The following is a 21860-nucleotide window of genomic DNA, read 5'->3' as shown; positions in this document are numbered from 1 at the left end:
GGGGTGTTTCTCTCAAATATTGCTAGGCTTGAGGATGTGAATACGGAAGAACTCGTCCAGGATTGGGCCACATTGCCAGATATCGCCGAGTCGACGGGTCTTGGCATCATGCAAGTGCGCAGGCTCTTGGAGGACGGTGCGATCTGCGGCTATAAGCACGGGACACCCAAAGTGATGCAGGTGCCGACGGCGTTCTTCGTCGACGGCTCGGTGCTGACCCCGTTGAAGGGCACTCTGAGCACATTGCGGGACGCGGGCTTCGACGATCGTGAGTCCATCCACTGGCTGTTCACCCCGGATGATTCTCTGCCCGGGCGTCCCATCGATCTGCTGCGGGCCGGCAATCGCAAAGAGGTCAGACGGCGGGCCCAGGCCCTGGCCTTCTGATCCCTCAGCCTTCTCGTCGTTCAGCAGGGTCTCTCAGCTCGTCCGATAGCTGAGAGACTCGGCGAACCCCTCGAGCTGCCTCTGGGCAGCGGCGCCGATCGTTGTCCGTGCTGTGTCAGCGTGGGCACCTTTATCCGCCCATTCGCGGACCACGGACAGTGCTTCGTCATACTTGGTCCGAATGAAGGATTCGACAGCGTCGAGGCCGCCCGATTCGGTGAGCATCTCCACGCACTCGCCGACCTCGTCATCGGAGAGATTCGGGTCTCCCAGACGCTCTGCCATGACCTGAACCTGCTCCGGGCGAAGGTTCTTCATGCTCTCGGCGATGAGTACGGTGCGTTTGCCCTCACGGATGTCATCGCCGGCCGGTTTCCCGGTGGCAACGGGATCGCCGAAGATGCCGAGTACATCGTCGCGAAGCTGGAATGCCTGCCCGAGCGGTAGCCCGAACTTGGAGATCTCCGCGAGCTGTTCCTCGTCGGCACCGCCCAGGGCCGCACCGAGAAGGAGCGGCTGTTCGACCGAATACTTCGCGGACTTGTAGCTGAGAACCTCCCATGCCCTGTCGCCGATGCGTTCGTCCTCAAGCGGGACCACCTCGGCCAGGACGTCGAGGTACTGCCCGACCATCACGTCCCTGCGGAGCGTGGCACGCAGGTCTCGTGCCAAGGGCGAAATGCCCAGGACTGTCTGGGAATTCTCGAAGAGCTCTTCGCTGAGTGCGAGGCAGATGTCTCCGATGACGATGGCTGCCGCGATTCCGAAGGGCTCGGCTCCGCCTTGGTAGCTGCGTCCGGCGTGATAGGACTCGAATTGGCGATGCAATGCCGGCTTGCCGCGACGCGTATCGGAATGATCGATGACGTCGTCATGGATGAGAGCGGCCGCATGGAGAAGTTCGAGCGAACCAGCGGCCTCGGCGACACTGCCGGTCATGCTGTCCCTTGCAGGATCGTCTCCGGCTGCCAGCTGGTAGCCCCACCACAGCAAGACCGGGCGGATCATCTTCCCGCCCCGTGTGAAGTCGAGGAGCGCCTGCCCGATGTCGTGCGCATCGGGTGAGATCGTGAGGAACTCGGCCGCCTTCGATTCGAGGAACCCTTCGATTCCCGTCGACACCTCGGCGGCAATGGATTCGGGGGACTTGAGGGCTTCGATGGTGCTCTTCCGGCCGGACGCCTCTGGTGTCTGCGCGGTCTCCGCCTCAACTGCAGACGGAGAGTCGGCACCCATCATGGAACGATGTTCCCGCCGACTGTCACGATCGAATTCGCCTTCTTTGAAGGATCCTTGGCGATTGTGACGACGAGCAGACCTTCATTGTCCTTGTGTCGGAAGTTCACGACCTGGGCGCTCTTCGTCTTGATCTCGTCGCCATACGTTTCGAATCCGGCCTTCTTCAATGCCTTGGAGTAGAACGTGAAGATGTCCTTGGGTTCGGCCTTGGCGCTCATGACCAGGCTGACCTCTTCGAGCTTTCCTGAATCGGCTCCGTTCTCGGCCTTCGCACGGGCGCTCGACAGCACAGTCGAGTCCGGGTAGGGCTTGAGGTATTTCGGGAGATCTTCGACGTCGGTGGAGGCAGCCTCGGAATCCTTGCTCGGGCGTTCGCTGCTCGCGGCCTCCGAACCTTCGGACGTCGAGGCTGCGGACGAAGACTGCGTCTTCTCCGGAGTGGGCGATCCTTCTGCCGCCTCGTTGGCCGGTCCCGAACATCCTGCGAGGACGAGAGCAGCGGCGAGGGGCAATGTCATGACAGTGGCGCGCGTTACCATGACTACAGACTACCCGGACTCGGCGACGGGAGCCGAAAGGAGCCAACGCAGACACATGAGTGCCCGATGAGTCGTAAACAGCTGTCACGATCCGGTGGCGACCTCAGCCGTCTCGGGACGGACGATGCCGGAGCCACGATGCTCCACCTGGACATGGACTCCTTCTTCGTCTCGGTGGAGCTTCTGAGCCGCCCGGAACTTCTCGGCCGTCCCGTCATCGTCGGCGGTCGCAGCGGGCGGGGCGTCGTGGTTTCGGCGAGCTATGAGGCTCGTGAGTTCGGTGTCCATGCGGCCATGCCCATGGGCCGGGCGATGAGTCTCTGTCCCTTCGCCGAGGTGATCCCTCCTTCGCATGGCCTGTACTCTTCGTATTCCCAGAAGGTCTTCGACCTGGTGGGTGAGGTGACACCTGATTTTCACCAGGTGAGTGTCGACGAAGCGTATATCGACGTGTCAGGAGCGGTGCGCAGATTGGGGTCGCCGGTGCTGATCACATCCGAGCTTCGAGCCGAGATCGAAGCACAGACGGGGCTGAACGCATCGGTGGGGATCGCTGGCAGTCGAGTCGTGGCGAAGCTCGCGTCCACTCGTGCCAAACCGCGCGGACAGCTGCTCGTCCCGCTGGCGGCGACTCAGGAATTCCTCGATCCGATGCCGATCGAAGCGCTTCCAGGAGTGGGGGAGAAGACGAAGGATGGGTTCTTCAAGTACGGCATACGTCTGATCGGGGACTTAGCCGCAGTCGACGAAGCGTGGGCAGGTCGGGTATTCGGCGCCCACGGCCATCATCTGTGGCGCAGCGCCCACGGACTGGACTCACACGGCATGGACAGGCAGGTGAAGGACCGGTCGATCAGCGCCGAGCACACCTTCAACGACGACGTCTGGGATCTGAGTCAGCTTGAGCATGAGCTGCTGCGGCTGTCGGACAAAGTTGCGCACAGGGTTCGGGCCGAAGGCAAGGTCGCCACCACTTTGGGGCTGAAATATCGACTCGGTGATTTCACCACATTGTCACGATCGATCACTCTCGATGCTCCCACCGACCTCGCCCGTGAGATCTATGAGGCCCTGCGGCCGGCCATGAGGAACCTGCGGGAGCAGAAATCCAAGGGGGTGCGTCTGCTGGGTATCCGCGCAGCCGGTCTGATGGACTTCGCTGCCAGCGGGCGACAGGCGAGATTGGACGAGGCCGAGCACTCAGGCAGGGAAGCAGAGGTTGCTCTTGACGATGTGCGGAAAAAGTTCGGGACCGCTTCGATCTCGCAGGCGTCTCTGCTCAGAAGGCGCCCTGACCCCGAAAATACGGGTCCTGACCACGTTTAGGCAGTGAGGTGCCTCATAGTCTGAGGACGCAGTGAGAATCCAGGGGATGCAACGGTCCTCAAGATGTTTTTTCAGTGTTCAGAGACTATGATTGTGTCATCAGGCCATAGTAAGGAAACGGGGGTTCGAGATGCCACTCTCCGATCACGAACAGCAGCTGCTCGATCAGTTGGAGAAGCAGCTGCGCAGTGAAGACCCACGTTTCGCACGCAATATTTCAGAAACCCAGGCAGCTGCTAACGGGCCAGGGTTCTCCGCGAAGCGATTCGTGCTGGGTATTCTGCTCACGCTTGTAGGACTCGCCGCAACGATCTTCGCCATTTCGATGGTGACGAACAGCACATGGTGGATCATCCTCGGCGTCGTCGGCTTCGGGTTGATGGTTGCCGGAATGTACTGGGCTTTCAGCCGTCCACGTCAGATCGGCGACAAAGCCAAGCGTGCTCAGCCGTCGAAAGGTCCTCAGTCTGAGGCCAAGGGGCCGTCCGGTTTCATGAATCGGATCGAAGACCGGTGGGAGAAGCGCCAGCGCGGCGAATGATTCGCGCGGCACTCGGTAGAGCCGCTGAGACTGATTGTCAGCCGGATGTCCTGTAGGCCGATCGTCACTGCCCGCGGGTACTCTCCGAGTAATACTTGGCACACAATCCACCCCAGTGAAGCGTCCTCTGCAGAGAGGGCGCTTTTTCGTGCTCGATAGTGCATCGGCATCCGCAGTCATCATCACTCACCGGCTTCGGCACACGCAGCGCCGTCACGCATCGTGGTGGTTCAATCTCACCGACAGTGCTCCGGTGCTGGAACCAGGTCCGCGCCTGATGCTGGTTGAGGACGCACTCGCCCGGTGCGGACGCACCTGCCCAATGAGGGTCGTAACGATGGCACCTTGAGCAGGCGCTGCCTCGAACGGACGCTGCCATGAAATAGGAGGTGCGCTGGAATAGGAACTGCCCCGGAGGCACAAGGCATCCGGGGTAGCAACAGGGCATCGCAATCAGCGCGGTGGATTGAAGATACTTGCCGGCCAGATTATGGCGGTGATCTTGTTTCCGGGCGACGCGTTGTCTGCGAGGTCGGTCCTGACTTCGTCGATGAGGGCACTGACCTCGGTTGACGAGATGTTCCTCTCACTCGCACCGTAGCGGTGGGCTTCAAGTGCGTCGACGAAGGCTGACAACGCAGTGTCATCGCCGGCGTTGCGTGACCCTGAGGGCGGGGCCGGGCTGCGCAGCGCGGCGAATCCATCACTGGAATCGCCACGTGCGTCAGACGACGAAGAACCTGGTTCCGCAGTGGGGTCCTCAGACTCAGCGGTCCCTCCACTGGCTCTGCTGGCCAATACAAGTTCGTTGTATCGCAACGTTCGGCTGGGGTCGAGGCTCTGACCATAGTCGGTTGACAGCGCCCGTATCTCCGTCCAGACCTTCTCGAGCTCGTCAGGGTCACGTGTGCGTCGACGCCGCAGAATAAGTCTCCACAGCGCCGGAATCGCTGCAATCAGCAGGATCGCAAGCACGATGAGACCCGCCCAGAGGTACGTACCGAGATTCGCACCAGCTGGTTCCCCAGCCGCTGATGTCTCGGGGCTGGAGCTCTCGGATTCCGCCGCTTCCGATTCCTCGGAGCCCTCTGTGGGCTCCTCAGACGGTGACGAGGTCTCTTCGGAGTCCTCCTCGGAGGCCTCTCCGGTGCTGCCGCTGGCAACCGTCCATTTAGGAGGGTCGCCGGCTGGACCGCCTGGAGTGGGTTCGAAGCGGACCCATCCGGCTCCCTCGAAGTACAATTCCGGCCACGCATGCGAATCCTGCATGCTGACTTCGAAGCCTTCACCGCTCTTGGTGCCTTCGCCGTAACCGACGCCGATGCGTGCGGGAATCCCCATCGTGCGAGCCATGATCGTCATAGCCGACGAGAACTGAACACAGTACCCCTTCTTATCGACGAGGAAGTCAGAGATCGCATCGCCGCTGGCTTTTTCGGGAGCATCCAGCGAGTATTCGAAGTCGCCGCTTCGGAAGTAGGCCTGGAGCAGGACAGCGGCTTCCCATTGGTTGTCCGCGTCCGCAGTGATCTTCTCGGCGGTTTCCTTCACGCTGCCGGGCAGGCTGTCCGGAACTTCGAGTTCCGTCTCGAAATCACTGGAGTTCACCGGTGCCGCGCTCTGCAGATCGTCGACGTCGGGATTGATGGAGAGATACTCCATCGAGTAGTCCTGTCCACCCGACTTCTCGCCGTTGCCGACGATTGTCAGCGATGTCTCGTCGTAGATCCAACGCCGGTTCAGGCCGGTCGGCTGCTGTGGGGCGTAAGGGGTGGGAAGATACTGCTGATCGTATTCGTCGGAGACAGTGATGTCGATGCGTTCTTCGCTGTAGTTCTTCTCGCGTGGCAGTCCCTGCGGCCAGGGCAATCCCTCGTTCGCGATCGCAAAGGGGTCGAGGGGGAACGGGGTCGGTGCCCACGACTGGCCGTCAAAGGAGTTGATCGAGGTCAGCCTGATCGGCTGCCCTTCGGATTCCGAAGTGGTGTACTTAAAGAGGGTCGAATCGTCACGGTCGCCGAGATCGGCACGCAGGTCGAGGAACGGGTTCGTCACTGTGAGATCGCCCTTGTCGCTCGCTGCGCGATCAGGCAGGGTCGGAACTTCCGGCAGAAGCACGGGAGCTCCGATGCCGATTGCAACGGCCACAGCTCCAGCCACGGTTGCGGTCAGACCACCGCGCCACTTCGCTGCGGGGAAGTAGGGGCTGAGGATGAGGATGAGGAATGCCGCCAAGATGGCCACGACGTGCCACCACCTCACCTGGATAGGGGCGAAGAAGACCGGGATCATCCACAGCACCAGGAGCAGAACGCCGCTCACCTTAGGTGCTCTGAGGTCGGAGACGAGTCCGTCGATGAGGATGGTGATCAGCGTGAACGCAATCGTGAGCATCGTGGTGAAGCCAGGAGTGCTGGGCGCTGGGGGAGTCGTGGCGTACAGGTCGCTGACTCCCGAGGACAGGAGGTCGATGACGGTGGTGAATGAACTGCCGGTGGGCACGACGCCGAGAATCAGCGTGCTCGGTGCACATAGCACGAGGACTGCGATCAGACCCACGACGCACTGTGCGATGACGGCAGCTCCGGTGGCCCGAAGGACCGGGACACTGCGGAAGATCGCGCCGACGAGAACGATCAGGAGAATCGAGATGAGCACGGAGGGAAGCCACGCGAAGTCGGAGAAGACCGCGGAGAGGCCGATAGCGGCCAAGACCATGGCCACGAACACGGCACAGGCCTCGAGCCAAGCCGGGGAATGTCTGTCTGCACTCTCTGATGTTTCGGGGTTCATCGCTTCACCCGCTTCGAATCGAATGCGGTCCATGATTCGGGCAGATCCTCGCTCAATCCCACCATCGTCAGGTCATTGATGTCGTCGAGGCTTCGGACGGTCACCGGAACGCGCCGGGAGAATTGGGCCGCCAGCTCCTTTCCGCGAGCGTCGTCGACGGCGCAGATGACGATGTGGTTGGGGTTGTCATGGGAAGGCAGTTGCACTCGGCCGGCCTCGACGAGGGCGGTGAGCAATCGCAGTCTGTCGATATCGCGCTGTCCTTTGAACCTGATCTGATGGCCGGGTGCGACGACGAAGACCTCGTAGCCAGCACGCAGGAACGCCGTGCCGGCCGCGGCCGCGGCGGCCAGGAGGAATTCGATTTCAAGGGCGTCTGGTCGGTCATCGTCACCCTTGAGATCGACGACGATGAGAGCGTAGAGCGTCTCCTCGTCGGCTTCGTGACGGACCATGAGCTCACCGGACTTCGCGGTGCTGGGCCAATGGACGTGTCGGAGATCGTCTCCGGGAACGTACTCTCGCGTATGGAAGTCCCGAGCAGTGTGGCCGGCACGGACCTTGCCGTCATCCAAGCGGGCCGGTCTGATCGCCGAGTCGGTGGGAATCCGTGCGGGAAGGATCGGCACCGAGACAGCTACAGGGTAGCCGGCGATGACCTTCTTCTTCCTCGTCACCAGGCCGAAGGGGCCAGAGACAGTGATCAGCACAGTTTCCACTCCGCTGAGTCCACGACGATTCGGGGTGAAAGACGTCAGGACAGTCTGAGAAGCTCCGTGGGCCAGAGGTGGAACTTGCCCGACTGTGGAATCGCCGAAGCCCTCGCCTGCCACGAAGCTGATCGTCGAGGACGGAATTGCCAGACGCCCGGTGTTAGTCACCAGTGCCTCGACATGAACCTCTTTCCCCTCGTGGGCAAGCGGGTAGCGGTCTCTGGACTGAGGCAGTGCCACGGTAGGCAGTCCAGTCCGCAACGTGATCGAAACGCGGCGGGTGCCCCAGGTGATCAGCAGCGCCGAAAGGATGACCAGCGCGAGAAGCAGAATTCCAGCAGGCAGCAGCCCGGGGAGCGCGAACCGATACGCGGTGACGATCAGTGCGACTCCAGCGAGGACGAAGATGATTCCTGAGGTGCTCAGACGCATGTGGTCACTGAACCGTCGAAATGGGCACGCGGGCCAGGAGGCGGCCGATCAATTCGGCTGCCAGCTCCGAATCGTCACCATCGCGCGGGATGATCCGGTGAGCCAAGATGTAGGGGGCCAGAGCCTGAATGTCATCCGGAGTCACGAAGGTCCGTCCCGAGAGCGCGGCGCGAGCCTTGGCCGCGCGGAGAAGGTGGACACCACCTCGGGGCGAGCAGCCGAGTAGGATGGCCTCGTCATTGCGGCTGGCATGGAGGATGGAGACGATGTATTCGCGCAGCTCTCTGGCGGCACTGACATGTCGGACGATTCCCCGGGCCTGGTTGATCTGCTCGAGGCTGGTCACCGGGGTTGCGCTGGAAAGTGGATCGTGCTCGATCTGGTTGTCCAGGAGGTCGATCTCGTCAGCAGTTTCGGGGTAGCCCAGCGAGATTCGAGTCATGAAGCGGTCCCGCTGTGCCTCGGGAAGCGCGTACGTGCCTTCCATGTCGATTGGGTTCTGAGTAGCGACGACGATGAAAGGTGACGGCATCGGGTAGGTCTCGCCGTCAATGGTGGCCTGACCTTCGGCCATGCACTCAAGCATCGCGGACTGAGTCTTGGGGGAGGCGCGGTTGATCTCATCGGCAATGACGATATTGGCGAACACGGGTCCCTGCCGGAACTCGAAGTGCCGGGTTTCCTGATTGAACAGGTTCACGCCGACTACGTCAGTCGGCAGCAGGTCGGGGGTGAACTGGATGCGCCTGACCGAGCCATCGACGACCTTGCCCATGGCTCGTGCCAACAGAGTCTTCCCGACTCCGGGCACGTCCTCGAGGAGGACGTGGCCCCCGGCAAGGAGCGCAACCAGGGACAGTCCGACTGCTTCATCCTTGCCTTCGAGGACGGCGTTCATTGCTGTGCGTGCCCGTGAGGTGAGTTGCTGCACCCATTCGATGTGCTCGGCACCGATCACGGAATTGGCCTGAGTACCTTCTTGGCTGATCGACATGATCCTATTGTCCCCTATCCCGTCTCCTGCATCCACACGGGCATCGCTCGGCCGTTCGGGCAGTCATTGCTCGACCTTTCTGGTGGTCACCATTCGCCCGTTCGGGCAGCCTCGTTCGGCATATCCGGCCGCGCCGACGCAAGGGTCTGATTCTGGAGTATCAGCCACGGTACCGACGGCTGGGGGACTGCGCAGCTGCCTTTCCTGTCCTGCAGAACGCCCCTCCACATCGCTCCCCACTCGTCTCTCCACATCGCTCCCCACTTGGCTCCACCAGAGACCCCCACTTTCCTCCCCGCTTCCCTCCCCGGGGAGCTCTAGGCTTCGGTCTTCCGCGGAAAATCAGGGATCTGGCCCTCTGATTGGCTCCGCGGTGAGGAGGCACTGAAGGTCGAAATGCGCCGCAAAAGGCCCATTGCGCACTAGGTTCGACTCGCCGACCGCAAATTTTCCCCACTTTCCTCCACCTGCCTGACCTGGGGTTTTATGGTTCGAACTGGTGAAGAAGGGGCAAACCACTAGATTGGGTGGAGGGAAGTGGAGTACTGTGGTTGCTATCGGAGCCAATTGGGTTTCGAAAGGGGTGAGACGACATGTTCTTGGGCACTCATTTGCAGAAGCTCGACGACAAGGGTCGGCTCATCCTGCCCGCAAAGTTCCGGGAGGAGCTTTCGCCCGGTCTCGTATTGACCCGTGGACAGGAGAACTGCCTCACCCTGTTCCCCACCACGGAATTCGAAGCCGAGCACGAGCGAATCCAGAACGCGCCGAAGACGAATAAGGAAGCTCGCGATTACCAGCGTGTGTTCCTGTCGGCGGCCTTTGCGGATCAACCGGACAAACAGGGGCGCATCACGGTCCCGAACATATTGCGGCAGTACGCATCACTTGACCGGGAAGTTGCGGTGATCGGCATGGGCAACCGCGTCGAGATCTGGGACTCACCGACATGGGATAACTACCTGGTCGGCGCTCAGCAGGCATTCGCTGAACGTGAGAACGAGGTGATTCCAGGAGTGATCTGATTCTGCTCGGGTTTGATCCTTGCCCGCCGTGTTCGAGTTTCGGGGAACTTCCCCGTTTCCGAAGTTCGGCAGTCCTGACACACTTCCCCGGTGCCAGGGCAGCGGCGGACAAGGTTCTGGCTCCAGCAGTTCACCCCCACGACCACCACCCACGAAGGACTCACCTATGAACGATCAGCACGTACCAGTGCTCCTGGAGCGCGTGGTCGAGCTCATCGGGGTCGGAGTCCAGGCCGCCAGAGACAATGGTCACGCACCGATCGTCGTGGACGGAACACTGGGGATGGGCGGACACTCGGAAGCGGTCCTCACCGCCTTCCCCGATGTCCACCTCATCGGAATCGATCGCGACACCCAGGCCATCGATATCGCCACGAAGCGACTTGCGCCATTCTCCGACCGCATCGACATCGTCCATGCCGTCGATGACGAGATCCCAGAGATCCTCGACGACCTCGGCGTCGATCACATCAGCGCCGTCCTCCTCGACCTCGGGGTATCGTCGCTGCAGCTCGACGAGGACGAGAGAGGGTTCTCCTACTCCCGTCCGGCGCCCTTGGACATGAGGATGGATCGAACCCAGACCCTGACCGCCGCCAAGGTGCTGGCCACCTACCCCGAAGCTGAACTCCGACGCATCCTCCGTGAGTACGGCGAAGAGAAGATGGCTGGCCGGATCGCGAAGATCATCGTCACCGACCGTGAGGATGCGCCTTGGGAGACCTCGGAGCAGCTCGCAGCGATGCTGGGACGGGTTCTTCCCCAGACGAAGAAGAAGTCCCACCCTGCGAAGCGAACGTTCCAAGCCCTGCGCATCGAGGTCAACGATGAACTCAGTGTGCTGCGGACAGCCCTGCCGGAGGCTCTGCGGGCACTGCATATCGGGGGAGTGGCGGTCATCGAGTCGTACCAGTCCCTCGAGGACACGATTGTGAAGAAGATCTTCCGTTCCGCAACCACCACCTCGGCGCCGCCGGATATGCCCGTCGTCCCCGAGGAACTCCAACCGTGGCTGTCCGAAATCATTCGCGGTGCGGAACTGGCTGACAGTGACGAAGCAGACAGGAACCCTCGCGCCAAGAGCGTGCGATTGCGTGCAGTACAGAAGATCAGGGAGGCAAGATCGTGAGGAGCGCTCAAGCGGCCATCCGCCAACCCCGCGTCACTGAACGGACGCGGCGCCTCGAAGAGTCCGTCAGCCGGCCGGTACCGCCTCGGCTCAAGCTCCTGAAGTTCGAGCTGCCGAAGGCCAGGGTCCCGTTCTCTATGCTGTGCGTGGCGATCCTCGTTGCCGCCCTCGTGGCAGTGCTGCTGCTCAACATCTTCATCTCCCACACCTCGTATCAGATCGACCAGCTGAATTCCGAGAAGGAACAGCTGGCCGAGCAGAAGGATCGACTGGTCGAAGACAATTCGTACCGCGAATCTCCGCAGAACATCTCGATCGCGGCCGAGGAGCTCGGACTGGTCCGAGACTCCTCGCCCGAGTTCCTCGATGCGGAGACCGGAAAGATCATCGACGCACCTCCGATCGACGTCAGCGGAGAAAAGAAGCCGACAGTTGTCCCCGGCCCGCGTGCCAATACCCGCGAAGCCCTCCGTCCCAATCTACGATCGGATGAGAAGCTGCCAGTAGTCGGGGGCAGTCCCAGCAAGGACATCGCGCCACCGGCTCAGGAGACTCCGAAATAGGGAGAGTCTGACAGCCATTCGCCGACAAGCAAGGACCAAGGACAGTGCAATGGGCCCACGAGCCACTCGGGTGAAGAAAAAAGGCGGACGAGGCAAACCCAACCTTCGCCTGCGGATGGCACTGATCGCGGCTCTGTCCATCCTGGTTCTCCTCGTCACCTCCGGACGGCTGATCTCGATCCAGGGCATGGATTCGATGAAACTGGCCGAGAAGGCACTCTCCAACCGGCTCGTCACCAAAACCCTGCCGGCTTCGCGCGGACAGATCCTGGCCGCCGATGGCACAGTTCTCGCCGACAGCGTCTCCCGCTATCAGCTCGTCGTGGACCAGCAGAACGTGGCGCAGTACAAGGTGGACGGAAAGCTGGTCGGCGCCTGGGGTGCTGCTGAGGCTCTGGCCGCTCCACTCGACACCGACCCCGGTCTGCTGTACCCCAAGCTGGTCGGCGACAAACGCTGGAACCCTGTTGCGAAGGGACTGACCTCCGAGACCTGGCGCGAGGTGAAGGATCTCAACATCCTCGGCCTCTCCGCGGAGGAGTACGCAGTGCGCTCCTATCCGTCCGGCGCGGTGGCCGGGAACCTCGTGGGCTTCCTCAGCTCCGACGGCCAGCCTCAGGCTGGGCTTGAGATGGCCTACAACGAACAGCTGAGCGGGCGCGACGGTCAGCAGCAGTACGAGCGTGGTGCACGCGGTGAGATCATCCCGCTCGGGGACAACAACACCCGTGCCGCCGTCGACGGAAAAGGTCTGCAGACGACGATCGACCCGGCCCTGCAGTACTACGCCCAGCAGGCGATCGAGGAACAGCGCAAGAAGCACGAGGCAGAATCCGCGTCGATCGTGATCAAGGACATCAAAACCGGCAAGATCCTGACTGCCGCGGATGCCCCCAGCGTCGATCCGAACTCACCGGGCAAGGTCGACGGCGATGACCGTGGGTCTCGCATCTTCACCGATGTCTTCGAGCCCGGTTCGACGGCCAAGATGGTCACGGCCGCCGCCCTGCTCGACCAGGGACTGGTGACTCCGGAGCAGGAATTCACGGTGCCCGATAAGTGGAAGGCACCCAACGACGAAGAGTTCCGTGACTCCTCCCCGCACCCAGATGAGAAGCTCACGTTCGCGGGGATCCTCTCCGAATCGTCGAACACCGGCACCATTCTGGCAGGAAACGCGCTCTCAGAAGAGCAGCGTTACGGCTACCTGAAGAAGTTCGGCTTCGGTACGCCGACAGGCGTCAAGTTCCCTGCACAGACCTCAGGCATCCTCCACCCCTATAAGGAGTGGGACGGTCGCACCAAATACACGGTGATGTTCGGCCAGGGTGTGGCCGCGAACGCTGTCCAGACCACCGATGTCATCGCGACCATCGCCAACGGCGGGGTGCACGTGCCCTCGACGCTCGTCGATGGAACGGTCTCTCCTTCGGGCAAGACGATCCCGAACCCGGCAGGTGAACCCGAGCGGGTCATCAGCAAGAAGGCCGCTGACCAGACACTGTCCATGCTCGAAGGCGTCGTCGCCAAGGGCACCGGCAAGTCGGCGCAGGTCTCCGGCTACCGGGTGGCGGGAAAGACGGGTACCGCGCAGGCTCCGGCAGCCGAAGGCGGCGGCTACGACGGCTACACAGCATCCTTCGTCGGCGTCCTGCCCGCCGAGGACCCGCAGATCGCGATCTCGGTGACGTTGCAGCGGCCCCGAAACGGCTATTACGGTGGAAGCGCCGCGGCCCCGGTGTTCTCTGATGTCGCCGGCTTCACCATGCGTCACCTCAAGATCCCTCCATCGACCGAGGATCCCCAGCTACCCGCTCGAGAATGGAAATAATGCGTATCTCACAGCTGCTTCCGGCAGCCCCTGGAACAGTCCACGGAGATCCTGAACGCGAGGTCGGGGGAGTCTCCCACGATTCGCGCACCGTTTCCCCGGGTCAGCTGTACGCAGCGCTGCCGGGTGCGAACGTCCACGGAGCGAAGTTCGCACCGGATCTCATGGAGCGCGGGATCACCGCGATCCTCACCGATGCCGCCGGTTGGGACATGATCTCCGCTGCCGTTGACCCGCAGACCCTCGCCGAGGTGACCGGGCTGATCGTGGAACACCCCCGGTCGGTCCTCGGCTTCGTCTCGGCAGCCGTGTACGGCACCTCGGTGTCTCCACAGCTGATCGGTGTGACCGGAACCAATGGGAAGACGACGACGACCTACCTCGTCGACGGGATGCTTGAAGCCCTCGGACACCGCACCGGAGTCATCGGCACTGTGGCGACGCTCATCGCCGGCGTGAGAGAACCGAGCGTGCGTACGACCCCTGAAGCTCCCGAGCTGCATGCCCTGTTCGCGAAGATGCGCGCCGCTGACGTCGACACCTGTGCCATGGAGGTGTCCTCACATGCGCTGAGCCAGCACCGGGTCGATGGGGCTCACTTCGCGGTCTCGGGTTTCACGAACCTCTCCCAGGATCATCTCGACTTCCACAACTCCATGGACGAGTACTTCGACGTCAAGGCCCAGCTGTTCACTCGAACCTTCTCCGATGCCGCTGTCATCGTCGTCGAGGACAGGTGGGGCGAGAAGATGGTCGAAGCCGCTCAGGTGCCGGTGCGCACGCTGGGGCGAGACGACCGCAGCGAACTGCGGATCGAACACACTCCAGGCGTATCCGACTTCATCCTCCACCTCGGCGGATCCGCCGACGAGACCATCGCCCTGCGCTCTCCGCTGCCGGGGGACTTCAACGTCACGAACACCGCGCTGGCAGCGGCGATGCTGCTGGAAGCCGGAATCGCCGTCTCGGATCTCAACGCGATCGGACGCACCTTCAGTGCCTCAGTCCCAGGCCGGATGGAGATCATCGATGTCAGCGGCCCGCGTGCAGAAGGGCAGACGCATCCGGAACGCCTGCCTCGTGCGATCGTCGACTACTCCCACACACCTGATGCGATCGAGAAGGCCCTGGAGTCGCTGCATGCCGACAGTGAGGAACTCGTCATCGTCTTCGGCGCAGGCGGTGACCGGGACCGAGGGAAGCGATACGGGATGGGTCAGGCTGCCGCTCGCGGGGCAGACGTGATCGTCCTCACCGATGACAACCCGCGCACCGAGGACCCCAGCTCGATTCGTGCCGCCATCAGAGAGGGCATTGATGCTGAGATCTCAACGGGACGCGCGCGTGTGAAGAAAGTCATTGAAGTTGCCGAAAGAGGAGCCGCCATCGACGAGGCGATTGCCGCCGCCGAGGCCTCCACAACCGTGCTCATTGCAGGGAAGGGCCACGAAACCGGACAGTCCGCTGGCGGCGTCGTGACCGACTTCGACGACCGGTCGAGGACACGCTCAGCGCTGTGCACGCGACTTGGCGGCGCACAAACAGGTAAAGTTCACAGTTGATATGAAGCGACTGAGTGCAGCCGAAATAGCAACCGCCGTCTCCGGCGAGTTGTACGGCGTTGACCCCGAGACCAAATTGTCCGCCGGAGTGGTAACCGATTCGAGAGAAGTCGGACCCGGCGATATCTACGTTGCCCGCCGAGGTGAATCCTTCGACGGCATCGAATTCGCAGCAGCAGCCGTCGAGGCCGGCGCAGCGCTGATCATCGGCGAATCCGTCCCCACCCTCGACGATGCGACCCTGCCGACGGTCCTCGTCTCCGATGCCACTGAGGCACTGGGCCAGTTGGCCAAGGCCAATATCGAGGCGCTGCGCGAGGTCGGTGAGATCACGGTCATCGCGATCACCGGATCGGTCGGCAAAACCACAGTGAAGGATCTCGCCGCCGATCTGCTCGCCGGCGAGGCCGAGACGGTGTGGCCGCCGAACTCCTACAACAACGAGGTCGGCGTGCCCCTGACAGCACTGCAGGCGGGGGAGACCACGCGCTTCCTGGTCCTTGAGATGGGTGCCCGTTCGATCGGCAATCTCGCCTACCTCACCAGCCTTGTCCGCCCCGACATCGCTGTCGAGCTCGCGGTTGGCACCGCCCATTCGGGTGTGTTCGGCTCGATCGAGAACACCGCCCGTGCAAAGGCTGAGCTCGTCGAGTCGCTCACTGCAGGCTCCGTTGCGATTCTCAACGCCGACGACTCACGAGTGGCCGGGATGCGTGAGGTGCTCTCACCTGAGGTCGAGACCTTGTGGTTCTCACAACGGGAATCGCTGCCCGAGTGGGTCGCGGATGAGGACTCCGTCGTCCGTGGGACCGGCGTCACGACAGACGCCTCCGGACACGCCGCTTTCTCGCTGAACCTGCCAGGAGAGGAGCCGCAGGACGTTCGTCTGGCTCTGATCGGTGAACATCACGTGGGCAATGCCCTTGCCTCGGCAGCCATCGCCCACGCCTGTGGGGTGGGCGTGAAGTCCATCGTGACCACGCTCTCAACCTCCTCGGCCGCGAGCCGCTGGCGCATGGAGCTCATCGACTCGCCGTCGGGCGTGACCGTGCTCAATGACGCCTACAACGCGAACCCGGAATCAATGCGTGCCTCCCTGAAGACGCTGGCGTCGATGGGCCGCGGCGACGAAGACAGCCGACCACGTCGGACGTTCGCCGTCCTCGGCGAGATGCTCGAACTCGGCGACGAATCCATTTCCGCACACTCCGATATCGGCGAGCTCGTCGTGCGACTCAACATCACCCGCACCATCGTCGTCGGTGACGGAGCAAAGCCCATCTTCAACGCTGCGAACCTCGAAGGTTCATGGGGCAACGAAGCGGCTTGGGTCGCAACCGCTGCCGAAGCGAAGGACCTGCTGAGTGCGGAATTGGCACCCGGGGACATCGTCTTGTTCAAATCCTCCAGAGATGCCGGTCTGCGCTATCTCGGAGATGAAATCGCCGGTGTATCGGGGGCCCAATGATCGCCGTACTGCTCGCCGCCTGCCTGGCACTGATCCTGGCACTGGTCGGCACGCCGCTATTCATCCGTGTTCTGGTCAAACGAGGCTACGGCCAGTTCGTCCGTGACGACGGTCCGACCTCACACGCCACGAAACGCGGCACACCGACCATGGGCGGTGTCGTCATCATCGGTGCCGCCGTCCTGGCCTACCTGCTCGGACACCTGTTCACAGGATCCGTGCCGACTGCTTCCGGACTCCTCGTCCTCTGGCTGGCCGCAGGTCTCGGCGTGGTCGGCTTCCTCGACGACTTCATCAAGATCAAGAAGCAGCGCTCCCTGGGCCTGCGACCGGTGCCCAAGCTCCTCGGCCAGGCCTTCGTCGGAATCTCCTTCGCGGTGCTGGCGCTGCAGTTCCCTAACTCATTCGGTGAAACCCCGGCGTCGACGAAGGTGTCGTTCGTCCGCGACACCAACCTCGACCTGGCATTCGGATCCGCAGTGCTCGGACTCATCCTGTTCGTCATCTGGGCCAACCTCATCGTCACCGCGGTATCGAATGCGGTGAACCTGACTGACGGCCTCGACGGACTGGCCGCCGGCGCTTCGGTCGTCGTCTTCGCCGCTTATGTCGTCATCGGCACATGGCAGTCGACGCAGAACTGCAATCTGATGACGGACGCCACGAACGCCTGCTACTACATGCGCGATCCACGTGACCTCGCAATGGTCGCCGGCGCCATGGCAGCGGCGTGTTTCGGGTTCCTGTGGTTCAACACCTCACCCGCGAAGATCTTCATGGGCGACACCGGCTCCCTGGCCATCGGCGGCGCAATCGGCGGTCTCGCGATCATGTCGCGGACTGAGCTTCTGCTCGTCGTCCTCGGCGGACTCTTCGTCATCATCACACTCTCCGTGATCATCCAGGTCGTGTCGTTCAAGACCACCGGAAAACGTGTCTTCCGAATGGCTCCCCTCCAACATCACTTCGAACTCAAGGGGTGGGCAGAGGTCACGATCGTGGTCCGGTTCTGGATCATCGCCGCACTCTTCGTCATCGCCGCAATCTGTCTCTTCTACGCCGAATGGGTGTCTCGCATTGGCTGAGAATCCCGTCACCGAATATCCGAACGCCGAGGCGATCCCGGCCGCACTCGTGGGGCCGAGCTCGTCCTTGGACGGGTTGCGGATCCTCGTCACCGGTCTCGGTGTGACCGGGTTTCCCGCAGCTGTCCATCTCGGCGAACGTGGTGCCGATGTGATCGTCGTCGACGGCGACGATCAGTCGGACGTCAGCGAGAAGGCTCAGATCCTCGAGGTCTTCGACGTCGATATCCGGCGCGGAGAAGGCCACGTCACGACCCTGCCCGCGGAGCCGCTCGATCTGGTCGTGACTTCGCCTGGGTGGCGTCCCGACCACCCCTTGCTGCTGTCCGCCGCCGAGGCGGGTGTGCCCTTGATCGGCGAAGTCGAGTTGGCATGGCGGATCCGTGGCACCAACGACGCCAAATGGCTGGCGATCACCGGCACCAACGGCAAAACGACGACCACGACCATGCTCGAATCCATGCTCCTGGCCGATGGTCGCAACGCCAAGGCCTGCGGCAACATCGGTGCACCGCTTCTTGAAGCCGTGCTCGAGCCCGGACTCGAGGTGCTGGCGATCGAACTCTCGAGTTTCCAGCTCCATTGGCAGTATTCGCTGAGTGCCGATGCTGCCGCTGTGCTCAACATCGCCCCCGATCATCTGGACTGGCACGGCAGCGCCGATGCCTATGAGGCCGATAAGGCCAAGATCTATCACCAGGCCAAGACCGCGTGCATCTACAACGTCGCCGATGAAGTGACACTGCACATGGTCGAAGAAGCCGATGTCGTCGACGGTGCCAAAGCCATCGGCTTCACCACGGGCATCCCACGACCAGGGGAGGTGGGCGTCGTCGAGGATATGCTGGTCGATCGCGCCTTCATCCCGCAGCGATACTCCTCGGCCGCTGAACTCGCCTCCCTGGACGATGTCGCCGCAGCGGCTGGAGTTCCCGGCCGTGCGCCGGCAGACCACCAGGTGTCGAACGCACTCGCGGCCGCAGCCCTGGCACGGAGCATCGGGGTACCGGGTCAGGCGATCTCTCAGGGACTGAAGAACCACTCGCTCGGCGCCCACCGGATGGTCACAGTCGCGGAGAGCAACCAGATCACCTGGGTTGACGATTCGAAGGCGACGAACACCCACGCAGCCAATGCTTCGCTCGGCAGCTTCGACTCGATCGTCTGGATCGCCGGGGGGCTGCCCAAAGGGGCGGACTTCACCTCACTTTTCGCCGATCACGGCCACAGGCTCCGAGCGCTCGTGCTCATCGGAGCCGAAGACGCAGCCTTCCGGGAGGCCATCGCGGCGACAGTTCCAGATCTCGACGTGATCCGGATCGAACCTGCTCTCGCCGTGGACTCGGGCGTACCCCGACGCCGGGGCGAAGCCGTGGTCGCTGCAGCAGTGGAAGCAGCCGCAGACATCGCCCGTGCAGGTGATACCGTACTGCTGGCTCCCGCAGCAGCCAGCATGGACCAATTCCTCAACTACAACACTCGGGGTGAACTCTTCACCCAGGCTGTCCACGCTCGCCTGGGGAGCTGACATGGGACGGCAGACAACCGCGAGCTCTCAGTCACGCCGTCTCCGATCGACCAAGTCGGCCGAACCGGCTGTGGGCCGCGCAGGCGACACGAAGGCCGGAGCGAAGAAGACTGCAGCGAAGCCGAGCGCGAAGTCGCCGAACACGGCGAACACCGCGACTGTGAAGAACACCGCGACCGCGAAGGCGTCGTCCCCGAAGACCACAGCTGGCACGAAGCGGGCAGGGCCGAAGAAGAGCCCTGCTGCTGCAAAGAAGGCCACGCCGAAGAAGACCGTCGGCACGAGTTCGGCTCGCACCGGCAAACAGACAGCCAGCGTGCGCAGCACCCAGACGACTCACCCTCTGAATCATCCTCGGGCAGGAGCTGCTCGGGCAATGCTGTCTTCGGTGCGCCGTGAATTCGACCGAGTCTCTGCCTACCCGCTGACGACCTATTACCTGATTCTGGTTTCCGTCCTCGCGCTGACGTCTCTCGGACTCGTCATGGTCCTCTCAGCGTCCTCGATAACCTCTTATGACGGAGGAGAAGGATCATCCTTCGCCTACTTCAATAAGCAGGCCGGGTTCGTCGCGGTGGGCATCGTCCTCATGGTTGCGGCCTCGTTCTTTCCGCTGCACACGTGGCGGAAACTGTCATGGTGGGCGATGCTGCTCGGCGTTGTCATGCAGGCAGCTGTCTTCGTCCCCGGTTTCGGCAAGTCAACGAAGGGCAATGCGAACTGGATCCAGTTCGGAGGGTTCCAGCTCCAACCCTCAGAGTTCCTCAAGATTGCCCTCGCCGTGTGGCTGGGAGCCGTCCTGGCCAGCAAATACGGAAAGATGACGACCTTCGGCCACGCCATGATCCCCGTCGTCCCGGGCATCATCATCGCTGTCGGACTCGTCGTCGGCGGCAATGACCTCGGCACGGGGCTGGTACTCATGGCCATGTCCCTGGTGTGTCTGTTCATCGGCTTCTTCCCGTGGAAGTACTTCCTCCTGCTCTTCGGCGCTTTGGCGGCTGTCGCCGCGTTCTTCGTCTTCAGTTCTCAGAACCGGCTCCAACGCATCACCGCGGCACTCACCGGTCACGCAGACCAGACCGCAGCCGACGTCACCGGCCAGGCTTGGCAGTCCAACCACGGTCTGTTCAGTTTGGCCTCCGGAGGTTGGCTGGGAGTGGGGCTCGGAGCCAGTCGAGAGAAATGGTCCTGGCTGCCCGAAGCCCACAACGACTTCATCTTCGCCATCATCGGCGAGGAGCTCGGCCTGCTCGGGTCGCTGGCCGTGATACTGATGTTCGTCGCCTTGGCCTGTGGGTTGGTGCGGGTGATCCTGCGCTCGAAATCCCGATTCGTCCAGATCGCCACGGCCGGACTCTTCGCCTGGCTGATCGGCCAGGCAGCAATCAACATCGCTGTCGTGACCGGACTTCTGCCGGTCATCGGACTGCCCCTGCCCTTCGTGTCCTACGGCGGATCCTCCATCGTCGCGTCTCTGCTGGCGGTCGGGGTGATTCTGTCCTTTGCCAGAACCGAGGACGGAGCTCCCGCCGCGATCAGAGTGCACAAGGACCGTGTGAGGTCGTCGTTCGCCGTACTGGCCAGAAAGAGAAAGAAGTGAGATGACGAGCATTCTCCTCGCCGGTGGAGGCACCACCGGCCATATTTCGCCCATGTTGGCGATCGGCCGCGAGCTGCGTGAGAACCACCCCGATTGGGACGTCTTCGCCCTCGGCACCGCCGACGGCCTCGAAGCCGACATCGTTCCGAAGGCCGACTTCGAACTCCTCACGATCGACAAGGTCCCCATGCCGCGCTCGATCAGCCCTGCCGCGTTGAAATTCCCGAAACGCTTCGCCGCCAACATCTCCCACGTCAAGGCGATCATCGCCGAACGAGATGTGAAGGCCGTCGTCGGGGTCGGGGGATACGTCTGCCCACCCGCGTTCATCGCAGCCAAACAGGCGAAGATCCCGCTGCTCGTCCACGAAGCGAATGCGAAGCCCGGAATGGCGAACCGCCTCGGCGCCGCCCTGACGAAACAGGGCATGGTCGGAGTCACCTTCCCCGACACGAAGCTGCGCAACTCCGAGCTCGTGGGCATGCCGATGCCGACCGAGATCTCCACGCTCGACCGCAGCGACTCCCTCCAGCGGAAGGCGTGGCGAGAAGACCTCGGCCTGAACGACGACAAGCCCGTCCTCGTGGTCACCGGCGGGTCCTCTGGAGCGCAGCGCATCAACGATGCCTTCCTCGCAGCGGCACCGATGTGCCAGGAGAACGGAGCGCAGGTCCTGCACATCACCGGTGCCGGCAAGGATGACGCTCTGCGGGAAGCAGCAGCTCAGCTGCCCGACTACCATGTTGTCGACTACGTCGATGGAATGCACAGGGCCTACGCGGTCGCGGACCTGCTTGTGGCACGTTCGGGCGCAGCGACCGTGTCCGAAGCCACCGTCGTCGGAGTTCCTGCGCTCTACGTCCCACTCGCCATCGGCAACGGTGAACAGCGCCTCAACGCCGCCGGCAGCGTCAGGGCCGGGGCCTCACAGCTCGTCGACAACGCGGACTTCACCCCGTCAACCGTGACCGAACAGATCCTGCCCCTGGTGACCGATCAAGCTCGTTTGGACGCCATGAGCAAGGCAGCCCTTGAGCTGCACTATCCGACCAATGCCGCCACCACCATGGCCACCATCGTCACTCGCGCTCTGAGAGGTTGA

The 21860-nt window shown here is 62.6% G+C and carries 18 protein-coding genes; 13 read left to right on the top strand and 5 right to left on the bottom strand.

The genetic code is table 11. From position 1 onward, the window contains the following. Nucleotides 1-36 precede the first annotated feature (36 nt). Nucleotides 37-387 (top strand): Rv2175c family DNA-binding protein, encoded by a 351-nt coding sequence (locus tag PGC08_RS12000; protein WP_198396418.1) that lies wholly within the window; start codon nt 37-39, stop codon nt 385-387. A gap of 33 nt (nt 388-420) precedes the next feature. Here the strand turns inward: PGC08_RS12000 and PGC08_RS11995 are convergent, their stop codons facing one another. After that, nucleotides 421-1626, bottom strand: a complete 1206-nt coding sequence (locus tag PGC08_RS11995; protein WP_271708481.1) for a polyprenyl synthetase family protein — start codon at nt 1624-1626, stop codon at nt 421-423. Beyond that, nucleotides 1623-2165 carry a hypothetical protein gene (locus tag PGC08_RS11990; RefSeq protein ID WP_235351407.1) on the bottom strand — a complete coding sequence of 181 codons (543 nt, stop codon included), beginning with the start codon at nt 2163-2165 and terminating at the stop codon, nt 1623-1625. The genes PGC08_RS11995 and PGC08_RS11990 overlap by 4 nt, the downstream gene beginning before the upstream one ends. Before the next feature lie 66 nt (nt 2166-2231). Here PGC08_RS11990 and dinB point away from each other — a divergent pair, with 66 nt between their 5' ends. Next, nucleotides 2232-3491 carry a DNA polymerase IV gene (gene dinB / locus PGC08_RS11985; RefSeq protein ID WP_235351408.1) on the top strand — a complete coding sequence of 420 codons (1260 nt, stop codon included), beginning with the start codon at nt 2232-2234 and terminating at the stop codon, nt 3489-3491. Nucleotides 3492-3621: 130 nt separating this feature from the next. Beyond that, nucleotides 3622-4032 (top strand): DUF3040 domain-containing protein, encoded by a 411-nt coding sequence (locus PGC08_RS11980; RefSeq protein ID WP_235351409.1) that lies wholly within the window; start codon nt 3622-3624, stop codon nt 4030-4032. A 453-nt stretch (nt 4033-4485) separates the two neighbouring features. Here PGC08_RS11980 and PGC08_RS11975 read toward each other — a convergent pair whose 3' ends face one another. From PGC08_RS11975 to PGC08_RS11965, 3 genes are read right to left on the bottom strand one after another with little or no spacing between them, the layout of a single operon-like run. Next, on the bottom strand, nt 4486-6858 hold the full coding sequence (locus tag PGC08_RS11975) for a transglutaminase family protein (RefSeq protein WP_271708480.1): 2373 nt from the start codon (nt 6856-6858) through the stop codon (nt 4486-4488). Further along, a complete protein-coding gene (locus tag PGC08_RS11970; protein ID WP_271708479.1) occupies nt 6822-7970 on the bottom strand; it encodes a DUF58 domain-containing protein in 1149 nt (382 codons plus the stop codon). The genes PGC08_RS11975 and PGC08_RS11970 overlap by 37 nt, the downstream gene beginning before the upstream one ends. A 4-nt stretch (nt 7971-7974) precedes the next feature. Continuing rightward, a complete protein-coding gene (locus PGC08_RS11965) occupies nt 7975-8964 on the bottom strand; it encodes an AAA family ATPase (protein ID WP_204235976.1) in 990 nt (329 codons plus the stop codon). Between the two features lie 593 nt (nt 8965-9557). Here PGC08_RS11965 and mraZ point away from each other — a divergent pair. From mraZ to PGC08_RS11915, 10 genes are all read left to right on the top strand, one after another. Next, nucleotides 9558-9989 (top strand): division/cell wall cluster transcriptional repressor MraZ, encoded by a 432-nt coding sequence (gene mraZ / locus PGC08_RS11960; RefSeq protein WP_009883133.1) that lies wholly within the window; start codon nt 9558-9560, stop codon nt 9987-9989. A gap of 166 nt (nt 9990-10155) precedes the next feature. Further along, nucleotides 10156-11118, top strand: a complete 963-nt coding sequence (rsmH, locus tag PGC08_RS11955) for a 16S rRNA (cytosine(1402)-N(4))-methyltransferase RsmH (protein WP_271708478.1) — start codon at nt 10156-10158, stop codon at nt 11116-11118. Then, nucleotides 11115-11681, top strand: a complete 567-nt coding sequence (locus PGC08_RS11950) for a hypothetical protein (protein WP_271708477.1) — start codon at nt 11115-11117, stop codon at nt 11679-11681. Before rsmH ends, PGC08_RS11950 begins: the two co-directional genes overlap by 4 nt. A gap of 49 nt (nt 11682-11730) precedes the next feature. Beyond that, the gene (locus PGC08_RS11945; RefSeq protein WP_271708476.1) at nt 11731-13512 is read left to right on the top strand and encodes a peptidoglycan D,D-transpeptidase FtsI family protein; all 1782 of its coding nucleotides are present in this window, start codon (nt 11731-11733) and stop codon (nt 13510-13512) included. Then, nucleotides 13512-15074: a UDP-N-acetylmuramoyl-L-alanyl-D-glutamate--2,6-diaminopimelate ligase gene (locus PGC08_RS11940; RefSeq protein ID WP_271708475.1), complete on the top strand. Its 1563-nt coding sequence runs from the start codon at nt 13512-13514 to the stop codon at nt 15072-15074. Before PGC08_RS11945 ends, PGC08_RS11940 begins: the two co-directional genes overlap by 1 nt. Before the next feature lies 1 nt (nt 15075). After that, the gene (locus tag PGC08_RS11935; RefSeq protein WP_271708474.1) at nt 15076-16542 is read left to right on the top strand and encodes a UDP-N-acetylmuramoyl-tripeptide--D-alanyl-D-alanine ligase; all 1467 of its coding nucleotides are present in this window, start codon (nt 15076-15078) and stop codon (nt 16540-16542) included. Then, a complete protein-coding gene (gene mraY, locus PGC08_RS11930; protein WP_271708473.1) occupies nt 16539-17627 on the top strand; it encodes a phospho-N-acetylmuramoyl-pentapeptide-transferase in 1089 nt (362 codons plus the stop codon). The genes PGC08_RS11935 and mraY overlap by 4 nt, the downstream gene beginning before the upstream one ends. Continuing rightward, complete coding sequence (gene murD / locus PGC08_RS11925) at nt 17620-19155, top strand: UDP-N-acetylmuramoyl-L-alanine--D-glutamate ligase (RefSeq protein WP_271708472.1); 1536 nt, start codon at nt 17620-17622, stop codon at nt 19153-19155. The genes mraY and murD overlap by 8 nt, the downstream gene beginning before the upstream one ends. Before the next feature lies 1 nt (nt 19156). Then, nucleotides 19157-20758: a putative lipid II flippase FtsW gene (gene ftsW / locus PGC08_RS11920; protein WP_271708471.1), complete on the top strand. Its 1602-nt coding sequence runs from the start codon at nt 19157-19159 to the stop codon at nt 20756-20758. A 1-nt stretch (nt 20759) separates the two neighbouring features. After that, entirely contained in the window at nt 20760-21860 is a 1101-nt protein-coding gene (locus PGC08_RS11915) for a UDP-N-acetylglucosamine--N-acetylmuramyl-(pentapeptide) pyrophosphoryl-undecaprenol N-acetylglucosamine transferase (protein WP_271708470.1), read from the top strand.

This window comes from Brevibacterium sp. BDJS002, assembly GCF_028201555.1.
GTDB lineage: Bacteria > Actinomycetota > Actinomycetes > Actinomycetales > Brevibacteriaceae > Brevibacterium > Brevibacterium aurantiacum.
This window is presented reverse-complemented; position numbering and strand designations above follow the sequence as displayed.